Origin of the sequence: Pseudomonas sp. PA-1-6B, from assembly GCF_021609545.1 — a bacterium.
Lineage (GTDB): Bacteria > Pseudomonadota > Gammaproteobacteria > Pseudomonadales > Pseudomonadaceae > Aquipseudomonas > Aquipseudomonas fluorescens_BV.
In genome coordinates this window covers 1-24,152 of sequence record NZ_WJZM01000055.1, presented here as the reverse complement: position 1 = coordinate 24,152, position 24,152 = coordinate 1, and the positions used below count along the sequence as shown (strand labels likewise).

At 61.3% G+C, this 24,152-nt stretch carries 22 protein-coding genes; 13 read left to right on the top strand and 9 right to left on the bottom strand.

Going from position 1 to position 24,152, the window contains the following annotated elements; translation table 11 throughout:
• The first annotated feature begins 92 nt into the window (after positions 1-92).
• From GIV35_RS21860 to GIV35_RS21850, 3 genes are read left to right on the top strand one after another with little or no spacing between them, the layout of a single operon-like run.
• Positions 93-1,070, top strand: a complete 978-nt coding sequence (locus tag GIV35_RS21860) for a thiamine pyrophosphate-dependent dehydrogenase E1 component subunit alpha (RefSeq protein WP_057977155.1) — start codon at positions 93-95, stop codon at positions 1,068-1,070.
• A gap of 35 nt (positions 1,071-1,105) precedes the next feature.
• Entirely contained in the window at positions 1,106-2,125 is a 1,020-nt protein-coding gene (locus tag GIV35_RS21855; RefSeq protein WP_105226604.1) for an alpha-ketoacid dehydrogenase subunit beta, read from the top strand.
• Positions 2,122-3,225 (top strand): acetoin dehydrogenase dihydrolipoyllysine-residue acetyltransferase subunit, encoded by a 1,104-nt coding sequence (locus tag GIV35_RS21850; protein ID WP_213154231.1) that lies wholly within the window; start codon positions 2,122-2,124, stop codon positions 3,223-3,225. The genes GIV35_RS21855 and GIV35_RS21850 overlap by 4 nt, the downstream gene beginning before the upstream one ends.
• Positions 3,226-3,284: 59 nt before the next feature.
• Here GIV35_RS21850 and GIV35_RS21845 read toward each other — a convergent pair whose 3' ends face one another.
• Positions 3,285-4,181 (bottom strand): helix-turn-helix domain-containing protein, encoded by an 897-nt coding sequence (locus GIV35_RS21845; RefSeq protein ID WP_236265029.1) that lies wholly within the window; start codon positions 4,179-4,181, stop codon positions 3,285-3,287.
• Between the two features lie 137 nt (positions 4,182-4,318).
• Between GIV35_RS21845 and GIV35_RS21840 the strand changes: the two genes are divergently transcribed.
• Genes GIV35_RS21840 through GIV35_RS21830 form a run of 3 tightly spaced genes read left to right on the top strand, consistent with a single transcriptional unit; the run spans position 4,319 to position 8,080 of the window.
• Positions 4,319-5,677 carry a glutamine synthetase family protein gene (locus tag GIV35_RS21840; RefSeq protein WP_168224613.1) on the top strand — a complete coding sequence of 453 codons (1,359 nt, stop codon included), beginning with the start codon at positions 4,319-4,321 and terminating at the stop codon, positions 5,675-5,677.
• A gap of 25 nt (positions 5,678-5,702) precedes the next feature.
• A complete protein-coding gene (locus GIV35_RS21835; RefSeq protein ID WP_236265030.1) occupies positions 5,703-6,791 on the top strand; it encodes a polyamine ABC transporter substrate-binding protein in 1,089 nt (362 codons plus the stop codon).
• On the top strand, positions 6,788-8,080 hold the full coding sequence (locus tag GIV35_RS21830) for an NAD(P)/FAD-dependent oxidoreductase (RefSeq protein WP_236265032.1): 1,293 nt from the start codon (positions 6,788-6,790) through the stop codon (positions 8,078-8,080). The genes GIV35_RS21835 and GIV35_RS21830 overlap by 4 nt, the downstream gene beginning before the upstream one ends.
• A gap of 557 nt (positions 8,081-8,637) precedes the next feature.
• Here GIV35_RS21830 and GIV35_RS21825 read toward each other — a convergent pair.
• On the bottom strand, positions 8,638-9,534 hold the full coding sequence (locus GIV35_RS21825; protein ID WP_105226609.1) for a LysR substrate-binding domain-containing protein: 897 nt from the start codon (positions 9,532-9,534) through the stop codon (positions 8,638-8,640).
• A 112-nt stretch (positions 9,535-9,646) separates the two neighbouring features.
• Here GIV35_RS21825 and GIV35_RS21820 point away from each other — a divergent pair, with 112 nt between their 5' ends.
• Genes GIV35_RS21820 through GIV35_RS21810 form a run of 3 tightly spaced genes read left to right on the top strand, consistent with a single transcriptional unit; the run spans position 9,647 to position 11,902 of the window.
• Complete coding sequence (locus tag GIV35_RS21820; RefSeq protein ID WP_236265033.1) at positions 9,647-10,657, top strand: aldo/keto reductase; 1,011 nt, start codon at positions 9,647-9,649, stop codon at positions 10,655-10,657.
• Positions 10,658-10,668: 11 nt separating this feature from the next.
• On the top strand, positions 10,669-11,466 hold the full coding sequence (locus tag GIV35_RS21815) for an SDR family NAD(P)-dependent oxidoreductase (protein WP_060763740.1): 798 nt from the start codon (positions 10,669-10,671) through the stop codon (positions 11,464-11,466).
• A gap of 25 nt (positions 11,467-11,491) precedes the next feature.
• On the top strand, positions 11,492-11,902 hold the full coding sequence (locus GIV35_RS21810) for an SRPBCC family protein (RefSeq protein ID WP_034125770.1): 411 nt from the start codon (positions 11,492-11,494) through the stop codon (positions 11,900-11,902).
• 103 nt (positions 11,903-12,005) lie between these two features.
• Here the strand turns inward: GIV35_RS21810 and GIV35_RS21805 are convergent, their stop codons facing one another.
• The gene (locus GIV35_RS21805; protein WP_223024481.1) at positions 12,006-12,503 is read right to left on the bottom strand and encodes an AAA family ATPase; all 498 of its coding nucleotides are present in this window, start codon (positions 12,501-12,503) and stop codon (positions 12,006-12,008) included.
• Positions 12,504-12,664: 161 nt separating this feature from the next.
• Here GIV35_RS21805 and dapF point away from each other — a divergent pair, with 161 nt between their 5' ends.
• Entirely contained in the window at positions 12,665-13,468 is an 804-nt protein-coding gene (dapF, locus tag GIV35_RS21800) for a diaminopimelate epimerase (protein WP_105226614.1), read from the top strand.
• Here dapF and GIV35_RS21795 read toward each other — a convergent pair.
• Positions 13,465-14,601 (bottom strand): PAS domain-containing sensor histidine kinase, encoded by a 1,137-nt coding sequence (locus GIV35_RS21795; RefSeq protein WP_236265035.1) that lies wholly within the window; start codon positions 14,599-14,601, stop codon positions 13,465-13,467. The two genes, dapF and GIV35_RS21795, sit on opposite strands and share 4 nt — an antisense overlap.
• Entirely contained in the window at positions 14,591-15,406 is an 816-nt protein-coding gene (locus GIV35_RS21790) for an alpha/beta fold hydrolase (protein ID WP_202691599.1), read from the bottom strand. The genes GIV35_RS21795 and GIV35_RS21790 overlap by 11 nt, the downstream gene beginning before the upstream one ends.
• Before the next feature lie 131 nt (positions 15,407-15,537).
• On the opposite strand from GIV35_RS21790, the gene GIV35_RS21785 reads away from it, so the two are divergent.
• Positions 15,538-16,731 (top strand): TPM domain-containing protein, encoded by a 1,194-nt coding sequence (locus GIV35_RS21785; RefSeq protein ID WP_223024479.1) that lies wholly within the window; start codon positions 15,538-15,540, stop codon positions 16,729-16,731.
• Positions 16,732-16,877: 146 nt separating this feature from the next.
• On the opposite strand, the gene GIV35_RS21780 is transcribed toward GIV35_RS21785, so the two are convergent.
• From GIV35_RS21780 to GIV35_RS21770, 3 genes are all read right to left on the bottom strand, one after another.
• Entirely contained in the window at positions 16,878-17,444 is a 567-nt protein-coding gene (locus GIV35_RS21780; RefSeq protein WP_146120442.1) for a hypothetical protein, read from the bottom strand.
• Positions 17,445-17,752: 308 nt separating this feature from the next.
• Positions 17,753-18,262, bottom strand: a complete 510-nt coding sequence (locus GIV35_RS21775) for a GNAT family N-acetyltransferase (protein WP_236265760.1) — start codon at positions 18,260-18,262, stop codon at positions 17,753-17,755.
• A gap of 170 nt (positions 18,263-18,432) precedes the next feature.
• Positions 18,433-19,848 carry a purine-cytosine permease family protein gene (locus GIV35_RS21770; protein WP_105226618.1) on the bottom strand — a complete coding sequence of 472 codons (1,416 nt, stop codon included), beginning with the start codon at positions 19,846-19,848 and terminating at the stop codon, positions 18,433-18,435.
• 250 nt (positions 19,849-20,098) lie between these two features.
• Between GIV35_RS21770 and GIV35_RS21765 the strand changes: the two genes are divergently transcribed.
• Positions 20,099-21,010: a LysR substrate-binding domain-containing protein gene (locus GIV35_RS21765; RefSeq protein WP_057977176.1), complete on the top strand. Its 912-nt coding sequence runs from the start codon at positions 20,099-20,101 to the stop codon at positions 21,008-21,010.
• Between the two features lie 30 nt (positions 21,011-21,040).
• Here GIV35_RS21765 and tkt read toward each other — a convergent pair whose 3' ends face one another.
• Positions 21,041-23,095, bottom strand: a complete 2,055-nt coding sequence (gene tkt, locus GIV35_RS21760) for a transketolase (protein ID WP_236265761.1) — start codon at positions 23,093-23,095, stop codon at positions 21,041-21,043.
• Positions 23,096-23,270: 175 nt separating this feature from the next.
• Here tkt and GIV35_RS21755 point away from each other — a divergent pair, with 175 nt between their 5' ends.
• A complete protein-coding gene (locus GIV35_RS21755; protein ID WP_236304660.1) occupies positions 23,271-23,495 on the top strand; it encodes a YdcH family protein in 225 nt (74 codons plus the stop codon).
• The last annotated feature ends 657 nt before the right edge of the window (positions 23,496-24,152 follow it).

Here is a 24,152-nt window from a genome sequence, read left to right as displayed (position 1 = left end):
TTTTCTCGACGGTTGGCACAAGCTGTGCTGAACAGCTTGGCACTGGCTGCAGCCAGTCTTTTGTGCGTCGAGACAACCTGGAGAACAACAAGATGTCCACCCACCTGTGCACCGATCAGTTACTGCATGCCTACACCGTGATGCGCACCATCCGCGATTTCGAAGAACGCCTGCATGTGGAGTTCGCCACCGGCGAGATCCCCGGTTTCGTTCACCTGTATGCCGGCCAGGAAGCCTGCGCCGCTGGCGTCATGGCGCATCTCAATGACGATGATTGCATCGCGTCCAATCACCGCGGCCACGGACACTGCATCGCCAAGGGCGTCGACGTGTTCGGCATGATGGCCGAAATCTATGGCAAGAAAACCGGCGTGTGCGGCGGCAAAGGCGGCTCCATGCACATCGCCGACCAGGAGAAAGGCATGCTCGGCGCCAACGGCATTGTCGGTGCCGGCGCACCGTTGGCCGCGGGGGCGGCGCTGGCTGCCAAGCTCAAGGGGAGCCAGGGCGTGGCAGTGGCATTTTTTGGCGACGGTGGCTCCAACGAAGGTGCCGTGTTCGAAGCGATGAACCTGGCGTCGATCATGCAGCTGCCGTGTCTGTTTGTCGCCGAAAACAACGGTTATGCCGAGGCCACTGGCGCCGGTTGGTCGGTGGCATGCAAAGACATCGCCGAGCGCGCCGCCGGGTTTGGTATGCCGGGGGTGATCGTCGACGGCAATGATTTTTTCGCGGTGCATGAAGCGCTCGGCGTTGCTGTGGAGCGGGCGCGCCAAGGCGACGGGCCAACGCTGGTCGAGGTCAAGCTCAGCCGTTTCTACGGGCACTTCGAGGGCGATGCGCAAACCTATCGCGGCGCTGACGAAGTGAAAAACCTGCGCGAAAGCGCCGATTGCCTGGCCTTGTTCCGTCAGCGCTGCCATGCCGAAGGCTGGCTGGACGCAGCGCAGTTCGAGCGCATCGACGGTGAAGTGGCGCAGTTGATCGAAGACGCCGTACGCCTGGCCAAAACCGATCCCAAGCCACAGGCCGCCGACCTGCTAAGCGACGTTTACGTGGCTTACCGCTGACCAACCCTATAAAAACAAGACGTGGAGAGAATCTAATGGCTCGTAAAATCAGCTATCAGCAGGCGATCAATGAGGCCTTGGCCCAAGAGATGGGCCGTGACCAGAGCGTATTTATCATCGGTCAGGATGTGGCCGGTGGCACCGGTTCCCCCGGTGAGCAGGACGCATGGGGCGGCGTGCTCGGCGTGACCAAGGGCTTGCACCCGCAATTTCCCGGGCGCGTGCTGGACGCACCGTTGTCTGAGGTCGGCTACGTGGGCATGGCGGTGGGCGCCGCTACCCGTGGCATGCGCCCAGTATGCGAATTGATGTTCGTCGACTTCATCGGCTGCTGCCTGGACCAGTTGCTCAACCAGGCTGCCAAGTTCCGCTATATGTTCGGTGGCAAAACCACTACACCGCTGGTGATCCGTACCATGTACGGCGCCGGTTTGCGGGCGGCTGCCCAGCATTCGCAAATGCTCACCTCCATGTGGACGCATATCCCCGGCCTCAAGGTGGTATGCCCGGCCACGCCCTACGACGCCAAGGGCATGTTGATCCAGGCAATCCGCGACAATGACCCGGTGATTTTCCTGGAGCACAAAATGCTCTACGGCATGCAGGGCGACGTACCGCAAGAGCTGTACACGGTCCCGTTTGGCGAAGCCAACTTTGTGCGTGAGGGCAAGGATGTGACGCTGGTGACCTACGGCCGCATGCTGCATATCGCCCTGGAGGCTGCGGCCAACCTGGCGCGTCAAGGCATTGATTGTGAAGTGCTGGACCTGCGCACCACCAGCCCGCTGGATGAAGACAGCATCCTTGAAAGCGTCGAGAAAACCGGGCGCCTGGTGGTGATCGACGAATCCAACCCGCGCTGCTCGGTCGCCACCGACATCAGTGCCCTGGTGGCCCAGCGGGGGTTCGCTTTCCTGCGCGCTCCCATCGAGATGGTCACCGCGCCGCACACCCCGGTGCCGTTTTCCGATGCCCTGGAAGACCTGTACATCCCCAACGCCGCGAAGATCGAAGCCGCCGTGATGAAGATCGCCGACAAGAGGACCGCCGCATGATTCATACCCTGACCATGCCCAAATGGGGCCTGTCGATGACCGAGGGCCGCATCGATGTCTGGCTCAAACAACCCGGCGACCGAGTGGAAAAGGGCGAGGAAGTACTGGACGTGGAGACCGACAAGATCTCCAGCAGTGTCGAGGCGCCTTTCAGCGGCGTGCTGCGTCGGGTGCTGGCGCTCAGTGATGAAACCCTGCCGGTGGGCGCTCTACTGGGAATCGTGGTGGAGGGCGAGGCGACAGAGGCTCAGATCGATAGCGTGATCGAAAGCTTCAACGCCGGGTTCGTCTCCAGTGCCGCCGAAGCCGAAGAGGCCGGCCCCAGCGCACACAAAGTCGAGGTAGGCGGGCGCTTGCTGCGTTATCTGGACATGGGCGAGGGCGGCACGCCGCTGGTGTTGGTGCACGGCTTCGGGGGCGATCTGAACAACTGGCTGTTCAATCAACCGGCCCTGGCCGCCGAACGCCGGGTGATTGCCCTGGACCTGCCGGGGCACGGGGAGTCGGGCAAGTCTCTGCAAACGGGAGACGCTGCCGAACTCAGTCACGCCGTACTGGCATTGCTCGACCACCTGGCGCTCGACCGTGTGCATTTGGCCGGCCACTCCATGGGTGGGCTGGTGACCCTCACCGTCGCCAGCCTGGCGCCTGCACGTATCGCCTCCATCACCTTGATCGCCAGCGCCGGTCTGGGTGCCGATATCAACGGCGATTACCTGCGAGGTTTTGTCGAAGCCAACAACCGTAACGCGCTCAAGCCGCCATTGACTCAACTGTTCAGTAACCCTGCGCTGGTGACGCGGCAGATGCTGGAGGACATGCTCAAATTCAAGCGCCTGGAAGGGGTGGATCAAGCGTTGCGCCAGCTCGATCACAAGCTGTTCGATGGCGGGCGGCAGATGCTGGATCTTCGCAACGAGGTGGGCCGCCAGCCGAGCCTGGTGATCTGGGGCAGTGACGATGCGATCATCCCGGCAAGCCACGCCCAAGGGCTGCAGGCTCAGGTGCATGTATTGCCGGGGCAGGGGCATATGGTGCAGTTGGAGGCGGCGGAGCAGGTCAATCAACTGATCTCCACCTTTTTGAACGCGCAGCCCTGATTGAGGTTCAAGGGAGGGACGGTTTGGCCTGTCCCTCCCACAAGGTCAAGCGTGTTTTTTCAGCTGGAGCGTTTCAGGGTTTCGCTGGGCAGCTCCTGAAAAAGCGCCCGATAGCTGTTTGAAAACCGCCCCAAATGCCAGAACGACCAATTCATCGCCACCTCGGCTACGGTGGTATCAGCGCCACTTAGCAACTCACGCCGCGCCCCGTTCAACCGACGCAACCTTAACCACTGCGCCGGGCTCATCCCCGTGTAGGTCTTGAACCCTTGCTGCAATTGGCGCAACGGCACACCCGCAATCTGCGCCAGTTCCAACAGGTTGGCGGTTTCATCCGGTGCATCCGCCGCCCATTCGCCGATGCGCGCCATCAATTGGCGTTCTTCATTGCGCTTTTGCAATGAACTGCCGTCCAGGCACACACAGGCGTTATCGAGGATAAACAGGCAGTCGTCGAGTAGTTGCTGGGTGAGGGCCTCGCGGCTGATGGAGTCGGTCAGTGCCGACAGGCGCGTAAGGGTGCCGCTCAGCCAGCGAGTGAACAGCGCATTTTGCCGACAGGTCAGCGGTGCCATGAACAAGCCTTCGAGTTTGGCTATATCCAGGCCCTGGCGCTGGACGAACTGCGGGCCGAACACCACGGCCACTTCGCGGTAGTTTACCGGGGTGATCCAGGTGTTGCGGCTTTCGCCATTGAGCAGGTACAGCGCGTTGTCACTGGCGTCGAAACAAAACGCCAGGGCGCCGGCAGGTGCGTTGAAATGCTGCTCCACCCGGGTGTTCATGCACTCTTCGTACACCTGCACCCCGTGCAGGTCGAGGTAGCGCACCCGCCCGGCAAAATGCCCGGGGGACATTTGCTGGTACTGCTGCACCCAGCCGGGTGTCGCACTGCATTGGGCGGCCACATCGCCGGTGGCGAAGGCCTGTACGCGCAAAGCGGTTGCCTGTGTCATGGTGATCCGTGCGCACTCTATTGGTGCGTTGTGCCGCGTGCAAAGTGGATAGATGCCGTTTCAAGGCTGGCCCAAGATAGACCTCAATGCGCTGGGAGTACAAGCCGGCGTCGCATCCCACCCAAGACGAGGTCCTTATGAACGCCCCCTTCGATCAGCTGTCCACCTGGCTGAAAGAACACAAGATTACCGAAGTCGAATGCGTGATCAGTGACTTGACTGGCATCGCACGCGGCAAGATCGCACCCACCAACAAGTTCCTGCATGAGCGAGGCATGCGCCTGCCGGAAAGTGTGTTGCTGCAAACGGTAACCGGGGACTTTGTCGACGACGATATCTACTACGATCTGCTGGACCCGGCCGATATCGACATGATCTGCCGCCCGGTCGCCAACGCCACTTACGTGGTGCCGTGGGCCATCGAACCCACCGCCATCGTGATCCACGACACCTTCGACAAGCAGGGCAACCCCATCGAGCTGTCGCCGCGCAATGTGTTGAAGAAAGTCCTGCAGCTCTACACCGACCAAGGCTGGCAGCCGATTGTCGCGCCGGAAATGGAGTTCTACCTGACCCAGCGCTGCGAAGATCCGGACCTGCCGTTGAAAACTCCCATCGGCCGCTCGGGCCGCGCCGAAACCGGGCGCCAGTCGTTTTCCATCGATGCCGCCAACGAATTCGACCCGCTGTTCGAAGATGTCTATGACTGGTGCGAAGCCCAGGGCCTGGACCTCGACACCCTGATCCACGAAGACGGCCCGGCGCAGATGGAAATCAACTTCCGCCACGGCGACGCCCTGGACCTGGCCGACCAGATCACGGTGTTCAAGCGCACCTTGCGCGAGGCCGCCCTCAAGCACAACGTGGCCGCCACCTTCATGGCCAAGCCGGTGGCCGATGAACCGGGCAGCGCCATGCATTTGCACCAGAGCGTGGTGGAGATTGCGACCGGCAAACCGGTGTTCGTGAATGCCGATGGCGCCATGAGCCCGTTGTTCCTGCATCACATCGGCGGCTTGCAGAAGTACATCCCCAAGCTGTTGCCGATGTTCGCGCCCAATGTGAACTCGTTCCGCCGCTTCCTGCCCGATACCTCGGCGCCGGTCAACGTCGAATGGGGCGAAGAGAACCGCACCGTCGGCTTGCGCGTGCCCACTTCCAGCCCGGAGGCGATGCGTGTGGAAAACCGCCTGCCGGGCGCCGATGCCAATCCTTACCTGGCGATTGCTGCCAGCTTGTTGTGTGGCTACCTGGGCATGATCGAGCACATCGAACCCAGTGCCCCGGTGGAAGGCCGCGCCTACGAACGCCGCAACCTGCGCCTGCCGTTCACCCTCGAAGATGCGCTGGCGCGCATGGAGGATTGCGACACGGTCAAGCAGTACCTGGGGGAGAAGTTCGTGCGCGGCTATGTCGCGGTCAAGCGTGCCGAGCATGAGAATTTCAAGCGGGTGATCAGTTCGTGGGAGCGTGAGTTCCTGCTGTTGAGCGTCTGAAAACAAGCATAAGAGGGGTGACGATATGCGTCTTGTGAACAAGCTTCTTCCACTGGCCCTGGTCGCGGCGTTCAGCAGTGCCGGCCAGGCGGCGCCGACGGTGAGTGTCTACAACTGGACCGATTACATTGGCGAGACCACCTTGGCGGACTTCCAGGCCAAGACCGGCATCAAGGTGATCTACGATGTGTTCGACTCCAACGAAACCCTGGAGGGCAAGTTGCTGGCCGGGCGCACCGGGTATGACGTGGTGGTGCCGTCCAACCATTTCCTGGCACGCCAGGTGAAGGCCGGTGCGTTCCTCAAGCTTGACCGTGCGCAGTTGCCCAACTTCAAGAACCTGGACCCCAAGCTGCTGAAGTTACTGGAACAGAACGACCCCGGTAATGCGCACTCGGTGCCTTACCTGTGGGGCACCAATGGCATTGGCTACAACGTCGACAAGGTCAAGCAAGTGCTGGGTATCGACCGCATTGATTCGTGGGCGGTGCTGTTTGAACCGGAAAATATCAAGAAGCTGCATGAGTGCGGCGTGGCCTTCCTCGATTCAGCGGATGAGCTGTTCCCGGCGATCCTCAACTACATGGGCAAGGACCCACGCAGCGAGAATGCCGAGGACTACAAGCAGGCCGAAGCCAAGCTGCTGACGCTGCGGCCGTACATCACTTATTTCCACTCTTCCAAGTACATCTCGGACCTGGCCAACGGCAATATCTGCGTGGCCTTCGGTTATTCCGGCGATGTGTTCCAGGCCGCCAACCGCGCCAAGGAAGCCAAGAACGGGGTGAACATTGCGTACTCGATTCCCAAGGAAGGCTCCAACCTGTGGTTCGACCTGTTGGCGATTCCGGCCGACGCGAGCAACCCTAAAGAAGCCCATGCGTTCATCAACGACCTGCTTGAGCCTGAGGTGATTGCCAAGGTCAGCGCCTCGGTGGGCTATGCCAACGCCAACCCGGCCGCCAAACCGTTCATGCCTGCGGAGCTGGTGAACAATCCTGAGGTGTACCCGCCCCAGGACGTACTCGACAAACTCTATATCTCCACCACGCCTACGCCGGCGACCATGCGCGTGATGACCCGCGCCTGGAGCAAAGTGAAGTCCAACCGATGATGCAGCCCAATGAACACGCCCCGTCCTATTACCGCGCTTCGGCGAATGCCATGGCGCAGCGGCCCGCACTTGAGGCAGACCTGAGCGCCGATGTGTGTGTGATCGGCGGCGGCTTTACCGGGGTCAACACCGCCATCGAACTGGCCCAGCGCGGGCTCTCGGTGGTGCTGCTGGAAGCGCGCGGCATCGGTTGGGGCGCAAGCGGGCGCAACGGTGGGCAATTGATCCGTGGCATTGGCCATGATGTTTCCGGGTTTGCCAAATACGTGGGCGAGGAGGGCGTGCGTTACCTGGAGCGTGCCGGTATTGACTCGGTCGCTCTGGTGGGCCAGCGCATTGCCGAGCACGGCATCGACTGCGACCTGCGCTGGGGTTTTTGCGAACTCGCCAATACTCCGGCGCAGTTCGCGGCGTTCAAGGGCGAACAGGCGCACCTGGCGGCCATGGGGTATGCCCATGAAACGCGGCTGGTCGGCCCACAAGACATGGCACAGGTGGTGGGCTCTACGGTGTATGCCGGCGGCCTGGTCGACAGGGGTTCCGGGCATCTGCATCCGCTTAACCTGGTATTGGGTGAAGCGCAGGCGGCCGAGGCCCTTGGGGTGCGTATCTTTGAGCACAGCCCGGTGCTGGAGCTGATCCATGGCGAGACGGTGCAGGTGCGCTGCGCAGGCGGCAGCGTGCGCGCAGCCAACCTGGTGCTGGCATGCAATGCCCATCTTGAAGAGCTGGAGCCGCGCTTGAGCGGCAAGGTACTGCCGGCGGGCAGCTACATCATCGCCACCGAGCCACTGCCTGAGCCTGTAGCCCAGCAGTTGATCCCACAGAACCTGGCGCTGTGCGACCAGAAAGTCGGCCTGGATTACTACCGGCTGACCGCCGACCGGCGTCTGTTGTTCGGTGGCGCCTGCCACTACTCGGGGCGCGACCCCCAGGACATCGCCGCGTACATGCGCCCGAAAATGCTCAAGGTGTTCCCGCAGTTGGCCAACACGGCTATCGAATTCCAGTGGGGCGGCAAGATCGGCATTACCGCCAACCGTTTTCCCCAGGTCGGGCGGCTCAAGCAATACCCGAATGTGTTCTATGCCCAAGGCTATTCCGGTCACGGCTTGAACGTGACGCACTGGTGCGCACGGTTGCTGGCCGAAGGGATACACGCGGGTGCAAGCCAGGGCCTGGATATTTTCAGCCAGGTGCCGCACATGACCTTTCCCGGTGGCAAGGCGCTGCGCTCGCCACTGCTGGCGTTGGGGATGTTGTGGTATCGGTTGCGCGAAGCACTCTGAGATCCAATGTGGGAGCGGGTTTGCTCGCGAAGGCGGTGTGTCAGTCACTGAATCTTCAACTGAACCACCGCTATCGCAGGCAAGCCAGCTCCCACACTGGTCCGGCGTTGCCCACAAAATCATCACCCGGCATAGATCCCCTGTGGGAGCGGGCTTGCCCGCGAAGACGTCGGTTCACCAACATTGATGGCGGCTGAACCACCGCTATCGCAGGCAAGCCAGCTCCCACACGGGTTCTGCGTTGCCCACAAAGTCATCACCCGGCATAGGTCCCCTGTGGGAGCGGGCTTGCCCGCGAAGACGTCGGTTCACCAACATTGATGGCGGCTGAACCACCGCTATCGCAGGCAAGCCAGCTCCCACACTGGTTCTGCGTTGCGCACAAAGTCATCACCCGGCATAGGTCGCCTGTGGGAGCGGGCTTGCCCGCGAAGACGTCGGTTCACCAACATTGATGGCGGCTGAACTACCGCTATCGCAGATCAAGCCAGCTCCCACACTGGTTCTGCGTTGCGCACAAAGTCATCACCCGGCATAGACACCCTGTGGGACGTCAGTCAGATAGCCTCAGGTTCGGTCAGCACTTTGCGAAAGGTTTCCACCAACGGCCTCAAGTTGACGCGGTGCCAGGCCGCCCACAGCGGTGTGGTGTAGGCCAGCCACGGCAGTTCGCGCAATACCACGCCCGGTGGAGCGTTGCGGCTCAGGCCCTTTTGCACCATCGCCACCCCTAGCCCCGACGCGACCAGGCCTAATGCAGTAAAGGGCTCGCTGGCCTCCATGGGGATCTGCGGGGTGAAACCGGCGCGGATACAGGCGGCGACGAAATCATCGGCCGGGTTGGCGCCAGGTTTGCGCTGCACGCCGATCCATTGTTGGTCGGCCAGGTGTTCGGGCCACAGCTCATGTTGTTGAACCAGCGGATGCTGTTCGGGCAGGGCCAGTAGCATCGGGTCATCGAGTACTTGCCAGGCGGTCAGGTCCGGGTCGTCGGCGGCAGGTGGTTCGCCCACCAGGGCGATGTCCAGGCTGCGTTGGCGCAAACCTTCGAGTTGTTCCAGGGAGGGCAGGTTATACAGCTTGATATGCACGGCGGGCCGATCGTCGCGCAGTATGCGCAAGGCATTGGGCAAGACACCGGCGTGCATGGCGTTTTCGATATAACCGATGCACAAACCGCCTTCTTCGCCGCGGCCCAGGCGCTTGCCCAGAGACTCCAGGCGGTTGGCGTGGGTCAGCAGTGCCTTGGTTTCGGCCAGGAAAGTCTGGCCGTCGCGGGTCAAGCGGATACGCTGCTGGCTGCGTTCGAACAGGGTAAGGCCCAGGCGTTCCTCGAGCTGGGCGATCTGCCGGCTCAGGGGCGATTGGGAAATGTGCAAGCGCTCGGCGGCGCGGCCGACGTGTTCTTCTTCGGCTACCACTTCGAAGTAGCGCAACTGGCGTAGATCAATCATGTAAGACCTGCAAGGACTCAAGTTGGTCGCAGTATGTCTTGGACGGTCTGATCAGTGCAATCTAGCATTTGCTCAACGGTCACAGCGACCTCGCACCGATTGAGGAACCACCATGAGCTTGAAAGACACACTGCCCGGCGTACTGGGCTTTGGCACCGCCCCCTTGGGCAATATGTTTCGCGCTATCCCCGAAGAAGAAGCCCAGGCCACCGTCGAGGCCGCCTGGAGCCAGGGCGTGCGTTACTTCGATACCGCGCCGTTTTACGGCTCGGGCCTGTCGGAAATCCGCTTGGGCCAGGCCCTGTCCAACTATCACCGCGATGACTACGTGCTCAGCACCAAGGTCGGCCGGGTGATTCTGGATGAAGTCGAAGAAACCGCCCGTGACCTTGGCGAAAAAAGCGGCGTATTCGAACACGGCCGCCCGAATAAAATACTCAATGACTACAGCGCCGACGCCACCTTGCGCTCCATTGAAGACAGCCTGACACGCCTGCAAACCGATCGCCTGGACATCGTGTGGGTTCACGACATCGCCCAGGATTTCTACGGCGACCAATGGCTGGAATACTTCAACCAGGCCCGCACTGGCGCCTTCAAAGTACTCACCCGTTTGCGCGAGCAAGGTGTGATCAAGGCGTGGGGGCTGGGCGTCAATCGTGTCGAGCCTTGCGAATTGACCCTGGACCTGACCGAAGCCCAGCCTGACGGTTTTCTGCTGGCGGGGCGCTACACGCTGCTGGATCACGACCGCGCCTTGCAGCGCCTGATGGACGCGGCCCACGCCCAGCAGGTGGAGATCGTCGTCGGTGGCCCGTACAGCTCCGGCATCCTCGCTGGCGGTGCGCATTTTGAATACCAGCAAGCCAGCCCGGCGATCATTGCCAAGGTCGAGCAGATCAAGGCAATTGCCCAGACGTTTGGCGTCAGTATCAAGGCCGCTGCGCTACAGTTCTCACTGGCGCATCCGGCGGTGGCGGCGGTGATTCCCGGTGCCAGTCGTCCGGGGCGGATTGCCGAAGACGTCGCGGCGTTGTCTGAACGGATTCCAGCAGCCTTCTGGCAAGCGTTGCGCGAGGCCCGCTTGATCTCGGACCGTGCACCTTTGCCTCTCTCACGTTAAGGAGCTTGAGCATGAAGATTGATGTAAGCGGCAAAGTGGCTATTGTCAGCGGCAGCACCGCCGGTATCGGCCTGGGCATCAGCCAGGCCCTGGCGCAATCCGGTGCCACGGTGGTGGTGATCGGGCGTGATGCAGGCAAGGTGGACGACGCCTTGGCAAGCATTCGCCAGGCGGTTCCCGCTGCTCAACTGCGTGGTTTAGTGGCCGACCTCGGTACCGTTGAAGGCGCACAGAAACTCTTCGCCGCCGAACCCCGCGCCGACATTCTGGTCAACAACCTGGGCATCTTCGACGCGGTGGATTTCTTCGACGCGCCGGACAGTGAGTGGGCGCGCTTCTATGAGGTCAATGTGATCTCCGGCGTGCGCCTGGCGCGGCATTATGTGCCGGGTATGGTCGAGCAGGGCTGGGGCCGGGTGATCTTCGTGTCGTCCGAATCCGGCGTGGCGACGCCGGCCGACATGATCAACTACGGAGTGACCAAAAGCGCCAACCTGGCGGTGTCCCACGGCTTGGCCAAGCGCCTGGCGGGTACTGGGGTGACGGTGAATGCTATCTTGCCGGGGCCGACCTTTACCGATGGCCTGGAACACATGCTCAAGGACGCCACGGCCGAATCCGGGCGCAGTGCCCGAGACGAAGCAGATGTGTTTGTGCGCCATGCGCGGCCCACCTCGATCATCCAGCGTGCGGCCAATGTGGATGAAGTGGCGAACCTGGTGGCGTACATTGCTTCACCGCTGTCTTCGGCGACGACCGGTGCCGCGCTGCGGGTCGACGGTGGCGTTGTCGACAGCATGGCAATCTGATTTTTTCCTGACTGGAGTATTGATTGTGGCAACAGCTTCTTCTGTGATTGAAATTGCGGTATCGGCCGACCAGGTCTGGCAACTGATTGGCGGCTTCAACAGCCTGCCCGACTGGCTGCCTTTTATTGCCAAGAGCGAGCCGAGCGAGGGTGGCCGTGTGCGTCACCTGACCGCCGCTGACGGCGGCACGATTGTCGAGCGCTTGCAGACTTTCGACAACGTGGCGCGCACCTACAGCTACACCATTGAAGCGTCGCCGTTTCCGGTGAGTGCTTACCTGTCGACCTTGCAGGTGGAAGCGTTGACGGACACCTCGGCGAAAGTGACCTGGTCCGGCGTGTTCACGCCGGCAGCGGGTACCACCGATGCGCAAGTCGAGGAATTGTTTGCCGGTATTTACGAAGGCGGGCTTGAGGCGCTGCGCGGTAACTTCTAAAGATTGTGGCGACGGAGCTTGCTCCCGCTGGACTGCGTAGCAGTCCCACAAAGAGCGGGCCGCTTCGCGCCCCAGCGGGAGCAAGCTCCCTCGCCACAGGGGGTTAGCCTATATGGAGCAAGGCTGCCGCGACAGCCTCTGCCGGTGTCATCTGCGCCGTATCCAGCCTGAACGGTGGCGCCTCCCAACGTTCATACTCATGCATCTGCACCGATTCCCAGGTCGGTGGCACCAGCCCCGGAATATCGCCCACACGCCCTTCGACTCGGCGCCGATGCGCCTGCTGATCGGTACACACTACCTCGATATTGATCAGTGCCACGCCGGCCGCTGTCGCCACCGCTTGCCAGGCATCGCGGCTTTCCTTCACCGGGTTCACACAATCGGCGATCACCCGCTGTCCCAGGCGCAGGTTACTCAGCGCCAGCGCATTCGCCACACCGTAGCCACTGGCCCCCACATCGCCCGCCAACACCGCAGCCTCCCGCAGCGCCTGCTCAATCACATCAATACGCAGGTAAACCGCGCCCAACTGTCGCGCCAGCTCCCTGGCAATCGTGGTCTTGCCACTGCCAGGCAAGCCGCTGAATACAATAAGCATGACCCATCAACCCCATATGTAGGAGCGAGCTTGCTCGCGAAAAACGCCAACAAAAACGCGTACTGCCTGGATAAACGCGGTGCCTGTGAGTTTTTCGCGAGCAAGCTCGCTCCTACAGTGGTATTAGAACCGCGTGACTCATTTCACCCACAGGAGCGCCCATGACCCTGCCGTTCGTGAAGATGCACGCCCACGGCGATGACTTCATTATCATCGACCGCCGTGGCGAGGATAACCCCATTAATGCGCAGATTGCCCGCCACCTGGGTAACCGCCGCACCGGCATCGGTTTCAATCAACTGGCGGTAGTGCTCGACTGTGAGCAGGCCGCCGCGCGCGTTCAGTTCTGGAACCCCGACGGAACACGCCTGCAAACCTGCGGCAGCGCGACTCGTGGCGTGGCCGATCGCCTGATGCATGAGGCAGGTGCCGAGGCCATTGTGCTGCTTAGCGACCGCGGTTTGCTGACATGCACACGTGCTGATGGGCAGCGGGTGTCGGTGGACATGGGCGCACCCTCGCTGGGCTGGGCGTCGGTACCCTTGGTCAAGGCGATGGACACCTGCGTGTTGCCTATCGACGGCCAGCCGGCAGCGTGCAGCATGGGCAACCCGCATTGCACGTTTTTTGTAGAGGATGTGACTGCGCTCGATATTGAGGCCATAGGCTCGACCCTGGAAGTTCACCCGCTGTTTCCGGCCAGGACCAATGTGCATTTCGTGCAAGTGCTGGACCGCAGCCATATCCGCCTGCGTATCTGGGAGCGTGGCGGCGGTGTGCCGCTGGGGTCCGGCTCATGCTGTTGCGGGGCGGTCGTCAACGGCATCCGGCGAGGGCTGCTCGATGAGCGTGTGGAAGTCCAGTGCGACGGTGGCGCGGTCACGGTGCAATGGGACGGGCAGGGCGGCGTGATATTGACCGGCCGTGTCGAGCCGATCATGCAGGGCACCGCGTACCTGGACTAGAACTTCACGGTAAACGTGGTGCCGGCACTCGCACAGGAACTCACCGCCACGTCGCCGCCATGTACTTTGGCCAGTTCGCGCACGATATACAGGCCCAGGCCTACGCTACGCACGTCGCTGCCTTGGTCGGTGCCGCGGGTCATGGGTTCGAACAACCCGGCCAGCAGGGTTTGGGGAATCGCCGGGCCGTGGTTGTGCACCGCAACCGCGCAGGTGTTGTCGCCCAGGCGTGAGGTGATGGTAATCGGCTGCAGCAAGTCGCCATAGGCCACGCTGTTGGCCACCAGGTTACCGATCATCTGTTGCACACGGTCGGCGTCCAGGCAGGCGTCGCCCTGGCCCTCGGCGTTATGCACCAGCGTGGCCTTGGGGAAGGCCACCCGCAGTTCGTCGACGCTGCGATGAATAACGCCATGCAGGTCCAGCGGTTTCGGCTTGATGGTAATGCCCTGGCCGACCCGGGCCTGGGTGAAGTCCAGCAGGTCGGCGATCATGCGATGGGCGCGTTCGGAAGACTGGCCGATGTGCCCCAGTAGCTGGCGCTCCTTGGCCGTGCGCTCGCCGCGCTGGAGAAAGTCGGCGGCCATGCGGATCGCCGTCAGAGGGTTTTTCAGGTCGTGGCTGACAATCGCCACCATCTGTTCGGCAAACAACGCCCGGCGCTGGGCAATGGCGTAGGCCTCGCTCAGCTCGGCCTGGGCCTGTTGCAGGGCCAGTTCCGTGGCGGTTTTTTCCTGCAGCAGGGCTTCGGCCTGCTTGCGCGCATTGAGCAGTTCGCGCTCGTACTTGTCACGGTCGGTGGTGCCGAACAGCGCCAGGTCATACACCACGCCGTCCGGCTGCTGGCGCTGGTTGGCATTGAGCAAGACCGTGACTTTGTGCCCGTTGCAATGGCGGATGTCGAGTTTCACCTCGGTGACGCTGCCGTGCATGCGCAGCATTGGCGCCAGGTGCGTCTGGTAGAAAATCCGCCCGCCCATGGCCAGCAGGTCCTGGAAGCGCCGGCCCAGCAGTTCGGCCGCCGTGAAGCCCAGCCAATCGCACAAGCGTGGGTTGACGTGCAGGATCGTGCCGTCTTCCTGGGTCACCGCCAGGGCACAGGCCGCGCTGTCAAACAACGGGTCAACGGGCATCGGCAGCCGCCCAAGGGGCCAGGAACCGGTCCATCGCCGCGGCACACGCCTGGGGGGCGCTCATATGCGGGCAATGGCCGACATTTTCGACCAGGCAATAAGTGCTGTTAGGTAATACGGTGTGCAGGTATTCACCCACGGCCACGGGGGCGATCAGGTCGTCGGTCGATTGCAGGATCAGCACCGGGGTGGTCAGGCCGAACACATCCTGGCGGTTATCCGACAGGAAGGTCACGCGGGCGAACTGCTTGGCGATGTCCGGCTCGGTGCGACAGAAGCTGTCGGTGAGCGCCTCGCTCAGGTGCGGCTGCGTCGGGGCGCCCATGATCACCGGGGCCATGGCGCTGGACCAGCCGAGGTAGTTGCTGTCGAGGGTGTCGAGCAGGTCGTCGATGTCGTCGCGCTTGAAACCGCCGACATATTCTTCGGTATCGATATAGCGCGGCGATGGGCCAATCATCACGTGCGCGGCAATGCGTTCCGGGATGAAACGATCAGCGAGAGTGCCGATCATCGAGCTCACCGAGTGGCCCACCAGAATCACCGGGCCTTGGGCGTAGGCGTCGATAATCTCGTTCAGGTCATGGGCATAGCCATCCAGGCGGCTGTATTTGGCTTTGTCGAACGCACTCAAGTCCGACATGCCGGCGCCGACCAGGTCATACAGCACCACGCGAAAGCGGTCGAAAAAGTGCGGTGCCAAGGCATTCCACATGGCCTGGTTGCAACCAAAACCGTGGGAAAACACCAGGGTCGAGGGACCGTTGCCCATCACATGTACATTGTTGCGGTGACTTAGGTCCATGGGCGTCCCGTAGATGGCTTATTGCTATGCAGCTAATCGGCAGTTTAGATAGTCGCAGGCCCTGGGTCACGCGTTTGCACGCAGATAAGGTAAAGTCGGCGCCTTCAGGGACAGACTTCAGGTAACCATACATGATCGTGCTTGTGCGGCACTCGGTGTTCAGCCTACTGGCGCTGGTATTTTCCAGCCTGTTGATCACCGCTCATGCGGACACCTCGCCGATTGGAGTAGCCCTTGATCAGCGGGTCATTGACCTGACAAACACCCTCGACTCGGGCACCGCCCAGCGCCTCAAGCAACAACTGGCTGACCTTGAACAACGCAAAGGCGCGCAAGTGGCGGTATTGCTGGTGCCAACCACCGGCAGCGCCGATATCGAAGGCTACGCCAACCAGCTGTTTCGTGCCTGGAAACTGGGACGCAAGGACGTCAACGACGGCATCCTGCTGGTGGTGGCCAAGGACGACCGCAAGGTACGTATCGAGGTGGGCTACGGCCTGGAAGGCATCGTCACTGACCTGCTGGCCCATCGTATTATTGAAGAACAGATCACCCCGGCGTTTCGCCAGGGCGATTTTGCCGGCGGTGTGCAACAGGGGGTGGACGCCCTGACCGTGCTGGTGGACGGCGGTGACCTGCCGCAACTGGCGGGAGCCGGGATCAACCCCCAATTCATCGCATTGCTGGCGGCGCTTATCCTGGGCGGCTTGGGCGGCGTGGCGATTGCAGCCGGCAAGCTGCATTGGCGCAAGGCGTTGATCGCCGCCGTGGCGGCCACGCTGTTGTTGACGCTGCTGGCGGGCGGTTTGGAGTGGCCGATGTTCCTGTTTGTCATGCCGCTGACGCTGTTGATAGGCGGCGCGATATTCGGCGCGCTGTGGCAGGTGCGTACGCTGTTTTACTGTGTGATCGGGCTGCTGGCTTACAGCCTCGGGTTGGTTATGGCAAACCAGTACGTGGATGTCAGTTTCATCCATTGGCTGCTGTGGCCATTGGGCGTCTTGGTGGTGCTGGGGTTGTACCTGGTACTGCTGCTGATCATGAGAGAGACATGGCGCACCAGCCGCGCCGGTTTTATCGTGCGGCTGCTGGCGGCGGTAGTGGTGTACGTGTTGGCAGGATGGGTGATTGACGGCGGCCGCGACGGCTGGCTGCTGGCGTTTCCTATCGCATCGTTTGTCGCGCTGATTATCTTTGGCAAGGTTGGCGAGGGGGCTGGATCTGGCTCGGGCGGTGGCTCCGGTTCAAGTTCCAGCAGTTCTAGCAGCAGCTCGTCCGGTGGTGGTGGTTCCAGTGGCGGTGGTGGGGCTTCCGGCAGTTGGTGACTCGCTGGCGGATGCCCACGCTTTCGCACCCCACCCATGGCAAGCGCGTGTTTGGCAATACCATGGGGAGGCGCAACGGCTTGAATAGCAAACAGTCGGTCGCACTGTTACGCCTTGACCCAACCGCCCTTGCCGTCGGATTTGATTTAGGAATCTATGGGCGCGCGATTGGCGACGCTCGGAGCGTCGTCGATGACCTTTTGGTCCGAAGGCAGGTAACCGTGATCAAACCGATGGGGAAGAGGGTGGATCTGCGCGTCGTGGGTGACCTTTTGGTCCGAAGGCAGGCAGAGGTGATCAAACCGACGGGGAAGAGGGTGGATCTGCGCGTCGTCGATGACCTTTTTGTCAGAAGGCAGGAAGATCTGATCAAACCGATGGGGAAGAGGGTGGAACTGCGCGTCGTGGATGGCTTTTTTGTCAGAAGGCAGGAAGTGTTGATCAAACCGATGGGGAAGAGGGTGGATCTGCGCGTCGTGGATGGCTTTTTTGTCCGAAGGCAGGAAGAGGCGATCAAACCGATTGCGATTGGCGTAGGCCCGATATTCGTCGCCGACGCTCTTCCAGCCGCACTTGCCATCGGACACCTCTGCATCATCGCCAACCCTGTTTTCTTCCAAGGGGTTGTACCTGGGTTTATCGTTATCGATCTTGCTTGCGTAAACAGGTTGATAGGTCGGGATGGACGGGGTGAAGCCACTGATTGAAGACACGATTGCACCTCTGTGATAGCCAGGAAGATGCCCCGCCGGGGCAGGGTCCTGGCGGGGTGTTTCGCAGGCTACAGCGCCCGGAACCTTCACTCAATGTGGCCTGTTTCGCGTGAATGTAAGCGTGTGAAACCCCTGTGTGGTTAGCTCATACAGCGGGAGAAGTTGCTGTAGGCACAGTCTGAGATAACGCTTTGCAGCGTCAGGCTTGACGTCAGACAGCACAGACAAATCCAGGATTTTTACCTGTTGAAAAGCATTCGTTCCCTGCACGGCTTTTCGGCAGTTTCATGCCTTGCAACACACAATCACTACTGCGACGGTGTGGCTTTCAACGCCATCACCATTTCATGCCACGCCATCCCACCGTGATCCGACGGCGAAGGGCGCACGTAGGTGTAGCCCATGCGGGTGTACAACGGCACATGCTGTTGCTTGCACATTAGATGAATCGTCTGCTTGCCCAGTGTTCCCATGCGCTGCACGAACGCGGTCATCAGTTTTTTTGCATAGCCTTTGCCTTGATGGGCCGGGTCGACCACCACCGACATAATCACCACATTCGGCGCCTCGGCGTCATGGTCCACCAACTCCTTGAAGGCCTCGTCCGACATTACCACCTCATGGGCACAGCCCGAGTTGATGAACCCCACCACTGCGCCATCTTCCTCCAGGATCAGAAATCCCTCGGGATACTGCGCGATGCGCGTGGCGATCTTTTCAAGCGTTGCGGCTTCGTCGCCTTCGTAAGCGGTGGTTTCAATGTGAAAGCAGCGTGCGGCGTCGGTGGGCAGGGCGTTGCGCAGGGTGAGAGTGGGCATGGGCGGTTCCAGGGATGTTCAGTGAAAGGCCACATCATAGAGAAACATCGGGCCTATGGCACCGCACGGCCATTCATCACCCCTTGTAGGAGCTTGCTCGCGAAAAACGTCAACGATAACGCGCGCCTACACGTTGTAACGGGTAGGGCAGGCGCGACCGAGAGTCTGTATCAAACCCCACCCACCAACTTGCCACTGTCCATCCGGCGCTTATACGCACTGTCCCGACTCGCCAACCAGAAGTACAACGGCGAGGTCACCGCCAGCCCCACCACCCACGACAAGTCCGCGCCGTTGATGTGCTGCGAAATCGGCCCCACGTACAGCGGCGTGTTCATGAACGGAATCTGCACCGCGATCCCCACCGCGTAGGCTAGCAGCGCCTGGGGGTTGTATTTGCCGTAGATGCCGCCATCCACGCGGAAGATCGAGGCGATGTCGTATTGGCCTTTGTGAATGGCGTAGAAGTCGATCAGGTTGATCGCCGTCCAGGGCACCAACACCACGAGCAGCACCAGCACCATGTCGACGAAGTGACCGATGAAGTCTTGGGAGGCAAACACCGCCGCAATCGAACAGGCAGCCAGCACGATGATGGAGAGCACCGCACGGCTTTTCGCGGTGGGGATCCAGCGGTAGGCGAAGGTCTGTACCAGGGTGATGATCGACAGCACCGCGCCGTACAGGTTGAGGGCGTTATGGCTGATCACGCTGAGCAGGAACAGCACCAGCATCAGCGGGCCGATGGCGCCGGTGGCGAGTTTGACGGCGTCCATGGTGTCCATGCCTACCGGTGTGGCGAGCACTGCCACGGCGCCGAAGATGAACGCCAGGCTCGACCCCAGCGCCGAGCCCAGGTAGGTGGTCCAGAAGGTGGCGGCTACCGGCACGTCGGCTGGCAGGTAGCGGGAATAGTCCGACACGTAGGGCGCAAAGGCGATCTGCCACAGCGCGGCCAGGGAAACGGTGGCCAGCCAACCGGAGATGTTGAAGCTGCCACGGGTGAGGAAATCCGTGGTCTGAACATGGGTGAAGATGTAGCCAAAGCCCAGCACGATGCCGGCGCCAAGCACCCAGGTGCCGATGCGATTGAGTACGTGGATGAAGCGATAGCCGATGATGCCGATGATCCCGGAACCAATGGCGCCGATAACGATGCCCACCGGTACAGGTACGGCGTCCACCACGCCATGCAGGGATTTACCGGCCAGGACAATGTTGGAGGCGAAGAAGCCGATGTACATCACCCCGGCAATCACCACCACCAGCAACGCGCCGAGGGAGCCGAACTGAGCACGGCTCTGGATCATCTGCGGGATGCCCATCTGCGGGCCCTGGGCTGAGTGCAATGCCATCAACACACCGCCGACCAAATGGCCGACAAGAATGGCGACAATGCCCCACACCAGGTTGAGGTGGAACAGTTGCACACCCAGTGCGCCAGTGACGATAGGCAACGGCGCGATGTTGCCGCCGAACCACAGGGTGAACAGGTCTCTTACCTTTCCATGGCGATCTTCCGGGGGCACGTATCCAATCGTGTGTTTTTCGATGAGCGGGGCGGAGGATGTTGCAGTGGTAACCATGACGAGCTCCAAGGCAAGGTGAGTACGTGGACGTACTTCGCTATGCGCTGCACGGGCGGCGCTTTGTTGTTGGAGTGATCATCTGTAATGGGCGCAGGCAGGTAAATTAGTAAGTTTGTTGCTATAGACCTTAAAAAAAATATCTCACGTGGTTTTTTGCTCCGGTATGTTGCATGGGCTTCAATGGCTTGAAAAACCGGTGTATCTGCGCACCTGTTTGGGGCGAAAACCCACGTTTATGGAGGTGCCGATGGCTGCCTACAACCTGCGCCAGCTCAGATATTTTGTGACCACGGCCGAATGCGGCAGCGTCGCCGAGGCGTCGCGCAAGCTGTATATCGCCCAGCCGTCGGTGTCCACGGCGATCAAACAGCTGGAAGACAGCTTTGGCGTGCAGCTGTTTATCCGCCACCACGCCCAGGGCGTTTCCCTTACGCCCAGTGGCGCGCGCTTTTATCGCAAGGCGTTGGAGCTCTTGCGGGTGGCCCATGAGTTCGAGCAGAACGCCCTGGCGGATAATGATGTGGTGGCCGGGCAGATCGACATCGGCTGCTTTGAAACCGTGGCGCCGTTGTACCTGCCACGCTTGATCGCCGGCTTCAAGGCACGCTGGCCAGGGGTGGAGATCCGCATCCGCGATGGCGAGCAGCAAGAACTGGTGCAGGCGCTGACCGCAGGCAGTATCGACGTGGCGATGTTGTTTGAGCACGACCTGGGCGGCACCATCGAGACCACGCCGCTGATGCCGCCCCAACAGCCCTATGCGTTGCTGCCGGCCGATCACCGCTTCGCCCAGCAGGCCAGGGTGTCCCTGGCCGACCTGGTGCTGGAGCCAATGATTTTGCTGGACGTGTTGCCCAGCCGTACCTACTTCGTGAGCATCTTCGAAGAGCGCGGGCTGACCCCGAATATCGTATTCAGCTCGCCCTCCATCGAGATGGTGCGGGGCATGGTGGGGCGCGGGTTCGGGTTCTCGGTCCTGGTGACCAGACCCTTCAGCGAGTACACCTATGATGGGCAGAAGGTGGTGTGCATTCCCCTGGCTGAAACGGTCACGGGGTCCGGGTTGTCGGCCGTGTGGTTGCGCCGTGCACCGCTGACCAAGCCGGTGCAGTTGTTTGTCGACTACTGCCGTGAAGAACTTGCGCGGTTGCTGGCGTGACTGCGAACCAGCCCCGCGCGCTTATGCGGGTCAGTGCTCAGCCAACTGCAGCTGTTGCTTGGCCAGCCTCACCACATTGTCCAGGGTAAACCCGAATTTCTCCTGCAACTTTGCCAGCGGTGCCGAGGCGCCAAAGCTGTTCATCACCACCTTGGCGCCGGTCTGCCCGACATAGCGGTCCCAGCCCAAGGGACCTGCCTGTTCCACCACCACGCGGGCTTTCACTGCGGGCGGCAACACACTGTCGCGGTAGGCTTGATCCTGGTCTTCAAACAGCTCCCAACTGGGCATTGATACCACGCTGGCGGCAATGCCTTCACCTTTGAGCTGCTCATACGCGGCCACCGCCAGGCTGACTTCGCTGCCTGTTCCTATCAGGATGACCTCAGGCTTTTGCGCACTGGCCAGCACGTAGGCACCTTTGGCCGCACCGCAGGCCGTCGCGTATTGGGTGCGATCCAGGGTGGGCAGCGGCTGGCGTGACAGCACGACACAGCTGGGCCGATGAGTCTGGGCCAAGGCGACTTTCCACAATTCCAGCGTTTCATTGGCATCGCCCGGGCGCAAGGTCAACAGCCCCGGCGTGGCCCGCAGTTGGGTGAGGTGTTCGATAGGCTGATGTGTCGGTCCATCCTCGCCGACGCCGATGGAGTCATGGGTAAACACGAAGATCACGGGTAATTCCATGATCGCCGCCAGGCGGATCGGCGGTTTCATGTAATCGCTGAATACCAGGAAGGTCGAGGTATACGGGCGCAGGTAGGACAGCGCCATGCCGTTGGCGATTGCGCCCATGGCGTGTTCGCGAATACCGAAGTGCAGGTTGCGCCCGCTGTAATCATCCGCGCTGAAACGCCCGGCGTCGTCGAAGGTGAGGTTGGTCTTGGTCGAGGGCGACAAATCCGCCGAGCCGCCCAGCAGCCAGGGGATCTGTTGGGCGAAGGCATTCAACACCTCGCCGCCTGAGGCACGGCTGGCGACGCCTTTGGCATCGGCGGCAAAGTCTGGCAGGTGCGCTTGCCATTGCTCGGGCATTTCCCCGGCGCGCATGCGTTGCAGTTCATCGGCCCGTTGCGGGTCGAGGGAGGCCAGGGCCTGGTTCCATTCGGCATACAACGGCTCGGCACGTTCGTAAAGGGCATCGCGCAACACTGTGCGAGCCTCTTGCGGCACCAGGAAGCTCGAATCCTGCGGCCAGCCATAGGCGGCCTTGGTCAGGCGAATTTCATCGTCCCCCAACGGCTCGCCATGGGCAGCAGCGGTATTGTGCTTGTGCGGTGAGCCGTAGCCGATCACGCTGTCCACGACGATCAAGGTGGGCGCGCCGGTGTTGGCCTTGAAGGTTTCCAGCGCCACGCTCAAGGCCTGCAAGTCATTGGCGTCGGTGACATGCACGGTGTGCCAGCCATACGCCTGGAAGCGTTGGATCACGTCTTCACTGAACGCCAACTCAGTGTGGCCCTCGATGCTGATGGTGTTGTTGTCATAGATCCAGCACAGGTTATCGAGCTTCAAGTGCCCGGCCAGGGACGCGGCTTCGCTGCTGATGCCTTCCATCATGTCGCCATCACCGCACAGGGTGTAGACGTCGTAGTCAAACAGCACCTGGCCGTCGCGGTTGAAGCGCTGAGCCAGCCAACGCTCGGCCATGGCCATGCCCACGCTGTTGGCGCAGCCCTGGCCCAACGGGCCGGTGGTGGTTTCTACGCCTGTGGTCATGCGGTACTCGGGGTGGCCAGGGGTCTTGGAGCCCATCTGCCGGAACTGCTTGATATCCTCGAGGCTGACGGCCGGTTGGCCGGAACGCTTGCCGTGGGCGTCGATCTCTACCACGCCGGCCAGATGCAATAGCGAATACAGCAACATCGAGGCATGCCCCACCGACAACACAAAACGGTCACGGTTGGGCCAGTCGGGGTGTTCGGGGTGATAACGCAGGAAGCGACGCCACAGTGTGTACCCCACCGGCGCCAGAGCCATAGGCGTACCAGGATGACCCGAATTGGCCTTCTGCACGGCATCCATGGCCAGGGTGCGTAGGGTATTGATGCATTGGGTGTCGGCAGCAGTGGCAACGTGATTCATAAAACCGTTCTCCCTGGGGTGGCGATCTACAGTGGAGGGCAGGGCGGGGCAAAGGTTTGATCCCATCGCGTGCGCCGCGACGAACGGGTCGTTCTTGACTTCAAACATGACAAGGCTTGTTGGAATGGGCTAGCTTCAAGGGCGTAGACCATCGATCAATCTGTGGAGGTACGCCATGCCAGTGAAACACGACCTGTATCAGGACTTGGGATTGAGCAAGGAAGGCGTTCACAAGCGCAGGGCGCAAGACAACCGGTTGGACTCACTGCTCACTCAATACGACGACGCCGACGCCAAGGTGCTAAAAGCGGAAAAAGCCAGTGCCAGCGATGAAGAGGTGGAGAACCTGAAGAAGAAGCGGCTGTCGATCAAAGACGAAATCGCGCAGCGGCTGGCTTAAGCAAACCCGCAACCCGTGGCGAGGGAGCTTGCTCCCGCTGGGGTGCGAAGCGCCCCCATTGGCGGCGGCTGCGCAGCCGAGCGGGAGCAAGCTCCCTCGCCACACACACGGAATGTGCACATTTGTTCAGAATTGTCTGGAGGACAAGTGCCGCTTCTCTCCTTATGATGCGCCCCGTCCACTCGGCTCTGGGGCTTGTTGCGGCGCAAGGATTGCGTTGTTTGAGCCGGGTGGGCATCCTCAGAATTCATGCAACACCGGGCCGAATCGGTCGGCTGCAAATCCTGTCTGTGGCTGGCTTGCCTGCGATGACTGCCTCCCAGCCGACGCCTACCCACCTGACACCCCACAATCCAAAATGTGGGAGCTGGCTTGCCTGCGATGGCGGCCTGCCAGCCGACGCCTACCTACCTGACACCCCCGCAGTCCAAATGTGGGAGCTGGCTTGCCTGCGATGGCGGCCTGCCAGCCGACGCCTATCTACCTGACACCCCGCGATCCAACTGTGGGAGCGGGCTTGCTCGCGAAGGCGGCCTGACAGTCAACACAGTTGGACCGTGTACATATCCATTCCTGCGGTAACGGCCACTTAGGGTTCCGCCCTGACGGCGGCTCACTTTCGAAAAGCGCGAAAGTAAGCAAAGCGCTCTTGCCCCA

What these genes read in the sequence shown, in the direction of transcription:
- GIV35_RS21840 (WP_168224613.1), top strand. Translation starts at nt 4,319, where the DNA reads ATGAACGCCCCCTTCGATCAGCTGTCCACCTGGCTGAAAGAACACAAG.
- GIV35_RS21850 (WP_213154231.1), top strand. Translation starts at nt 2,122, where the DNA reads ATGATTCATACCCTGACCATGCCCAAATGGGGCCTGTCGATGACCGAG.
- GIV35_RS21835 (WP_236265030.1), top strand. Translation starts at nt 5,703, where the DNA reads ATGCGTCTTGTGAACAAGCTTCTTCCACTGGCCCTGGTCGCGGCGTTC.
- GIV35_RS21830 (WP_236265032.1), top strand. Translation starts at nt 6,788, where the DNA reads ATGATGCAGCCCAATGAACACGCCCCGTCCTATTACCGCGCTTCGGCG.
- GIV35_RS21820 (WP_236265033.1), top strand. Translation starts at nt 9,647, where the DNA reads ATGAGCTTGAAAGACACACTGCCCGGCGTACTGGGCTTTGGCACCGCC.
- GIV35_RS21765 (WP_057977176.1), top strand. Translation starts at nt 20,099, where the DNA reads ATGGCTGCCTACAACCTGCGCCAGCTCAGATATTTTGTGACCACGGCC.
- GIV35_RS21770 (WP_105226618.1), bottom strand. Translation starts at nt 19,848, where the DNA reads ATGGTTACCACTGCAACATCCTCCGCCCCGCTCATCGAAAAACACACG.
- GIV35_RS21795 (WP_236265035.1), bottom strand. Translation starts at nt 14,601, where the DNA reads ATGCCCGTTGACCCGTTGTTTGACAGCGCGGCCTGTGCCCTGGCGGTG.
- GIV35_RS21860 (WP_057977155.1), top strand. Translation starts at nt 93, where the DNA reads ATGTCCACCCACCTGTGCACCGATCAGTTACTGCATGCCTACACCGTG.
- GIV35_RS21815 (WP_060763740.1), top strand. Translation starts at nt 10,669, where the DNA reads ATGAAGATTGATGTAAGCGGCAAAGTGGCTATTGTCAGCGGCAGCACC.
- GIV35_RS21825 (WP_105226609.1), bottom strand. Translation starts at nt 9,534, where the DNA reads ATGATTGATCTACGCCAGTTGCGCTACTTCGAAGTGGTAGCCGAAGAA.
- GIV35_RS21845 (WP_236265029.1), bottom strand. Translation starts at nt 4,181, where the DNA reads ATGACACAGGCAACCGCTTTGCGCGTACAGGCCTTCGCCACCGGCGAT.
- GIV35_RS21790 (WP_202691599.1), bottom strand. Translation starts at nt 15,406, where the DNA reads ATGGACCTAAGTCACCGCAACAATGTACATGTGATGGGCAACGGTCCC.
- GIV35_RS21805 (WP_223024481.1), bottom strand. Translation starts at nt 12,503, where the DNA reads ATGCTTATTGTATTCAGCGGCTTGCCTGGCAGTGGCAAGACCACGATT.
- tkt (WP_236265761.1), bottom strand. Translation starts at nt 23,095, where the DNA reads ATGAATCACGTTGCCACTGCTGCCGACACCCAATGCATCAATACCCTA.
- GIV35_RS21775 (WP_236265760.1), bottom strand. Translation starts at nt 18,262, where the DNA reads ATGCCCACTCTCACCCTGCGCAACGCCCTGCCCACCGACGCCGCACGC.
- GIV35_RS21785 (WP_223024479.1), top strand. Translation starts at nt 15,538, where the DNA reads ATGATCGTGCTTGTGCGGCACTCGGTGTTCAGCCTACTGGCGCTGGTA.
- GIV35_RS21855 (WP_105226604.1), top strand. Translation starts at nt 1,106, where the DNA reads ATGGCTCGTAAAATCAGCTATCAGCAGGCGATCAATGAGGCCTTGGCC.
- GIV35_RS21755 (WP_236304660.1), top strand. Translation starts at nt 23,271, where the DNA reads ATGCCAGTGAAACACGACCTGTATCAGGACTTGGGATTGAGCAAGGAA.
- dapF (WP_105226614.1), top strand. Translation starts at nt 12,665, where the DNA reads ATGACCCTGCCGTTCGTGAAGATGCACGCCCACGGCGATGACTTCATT.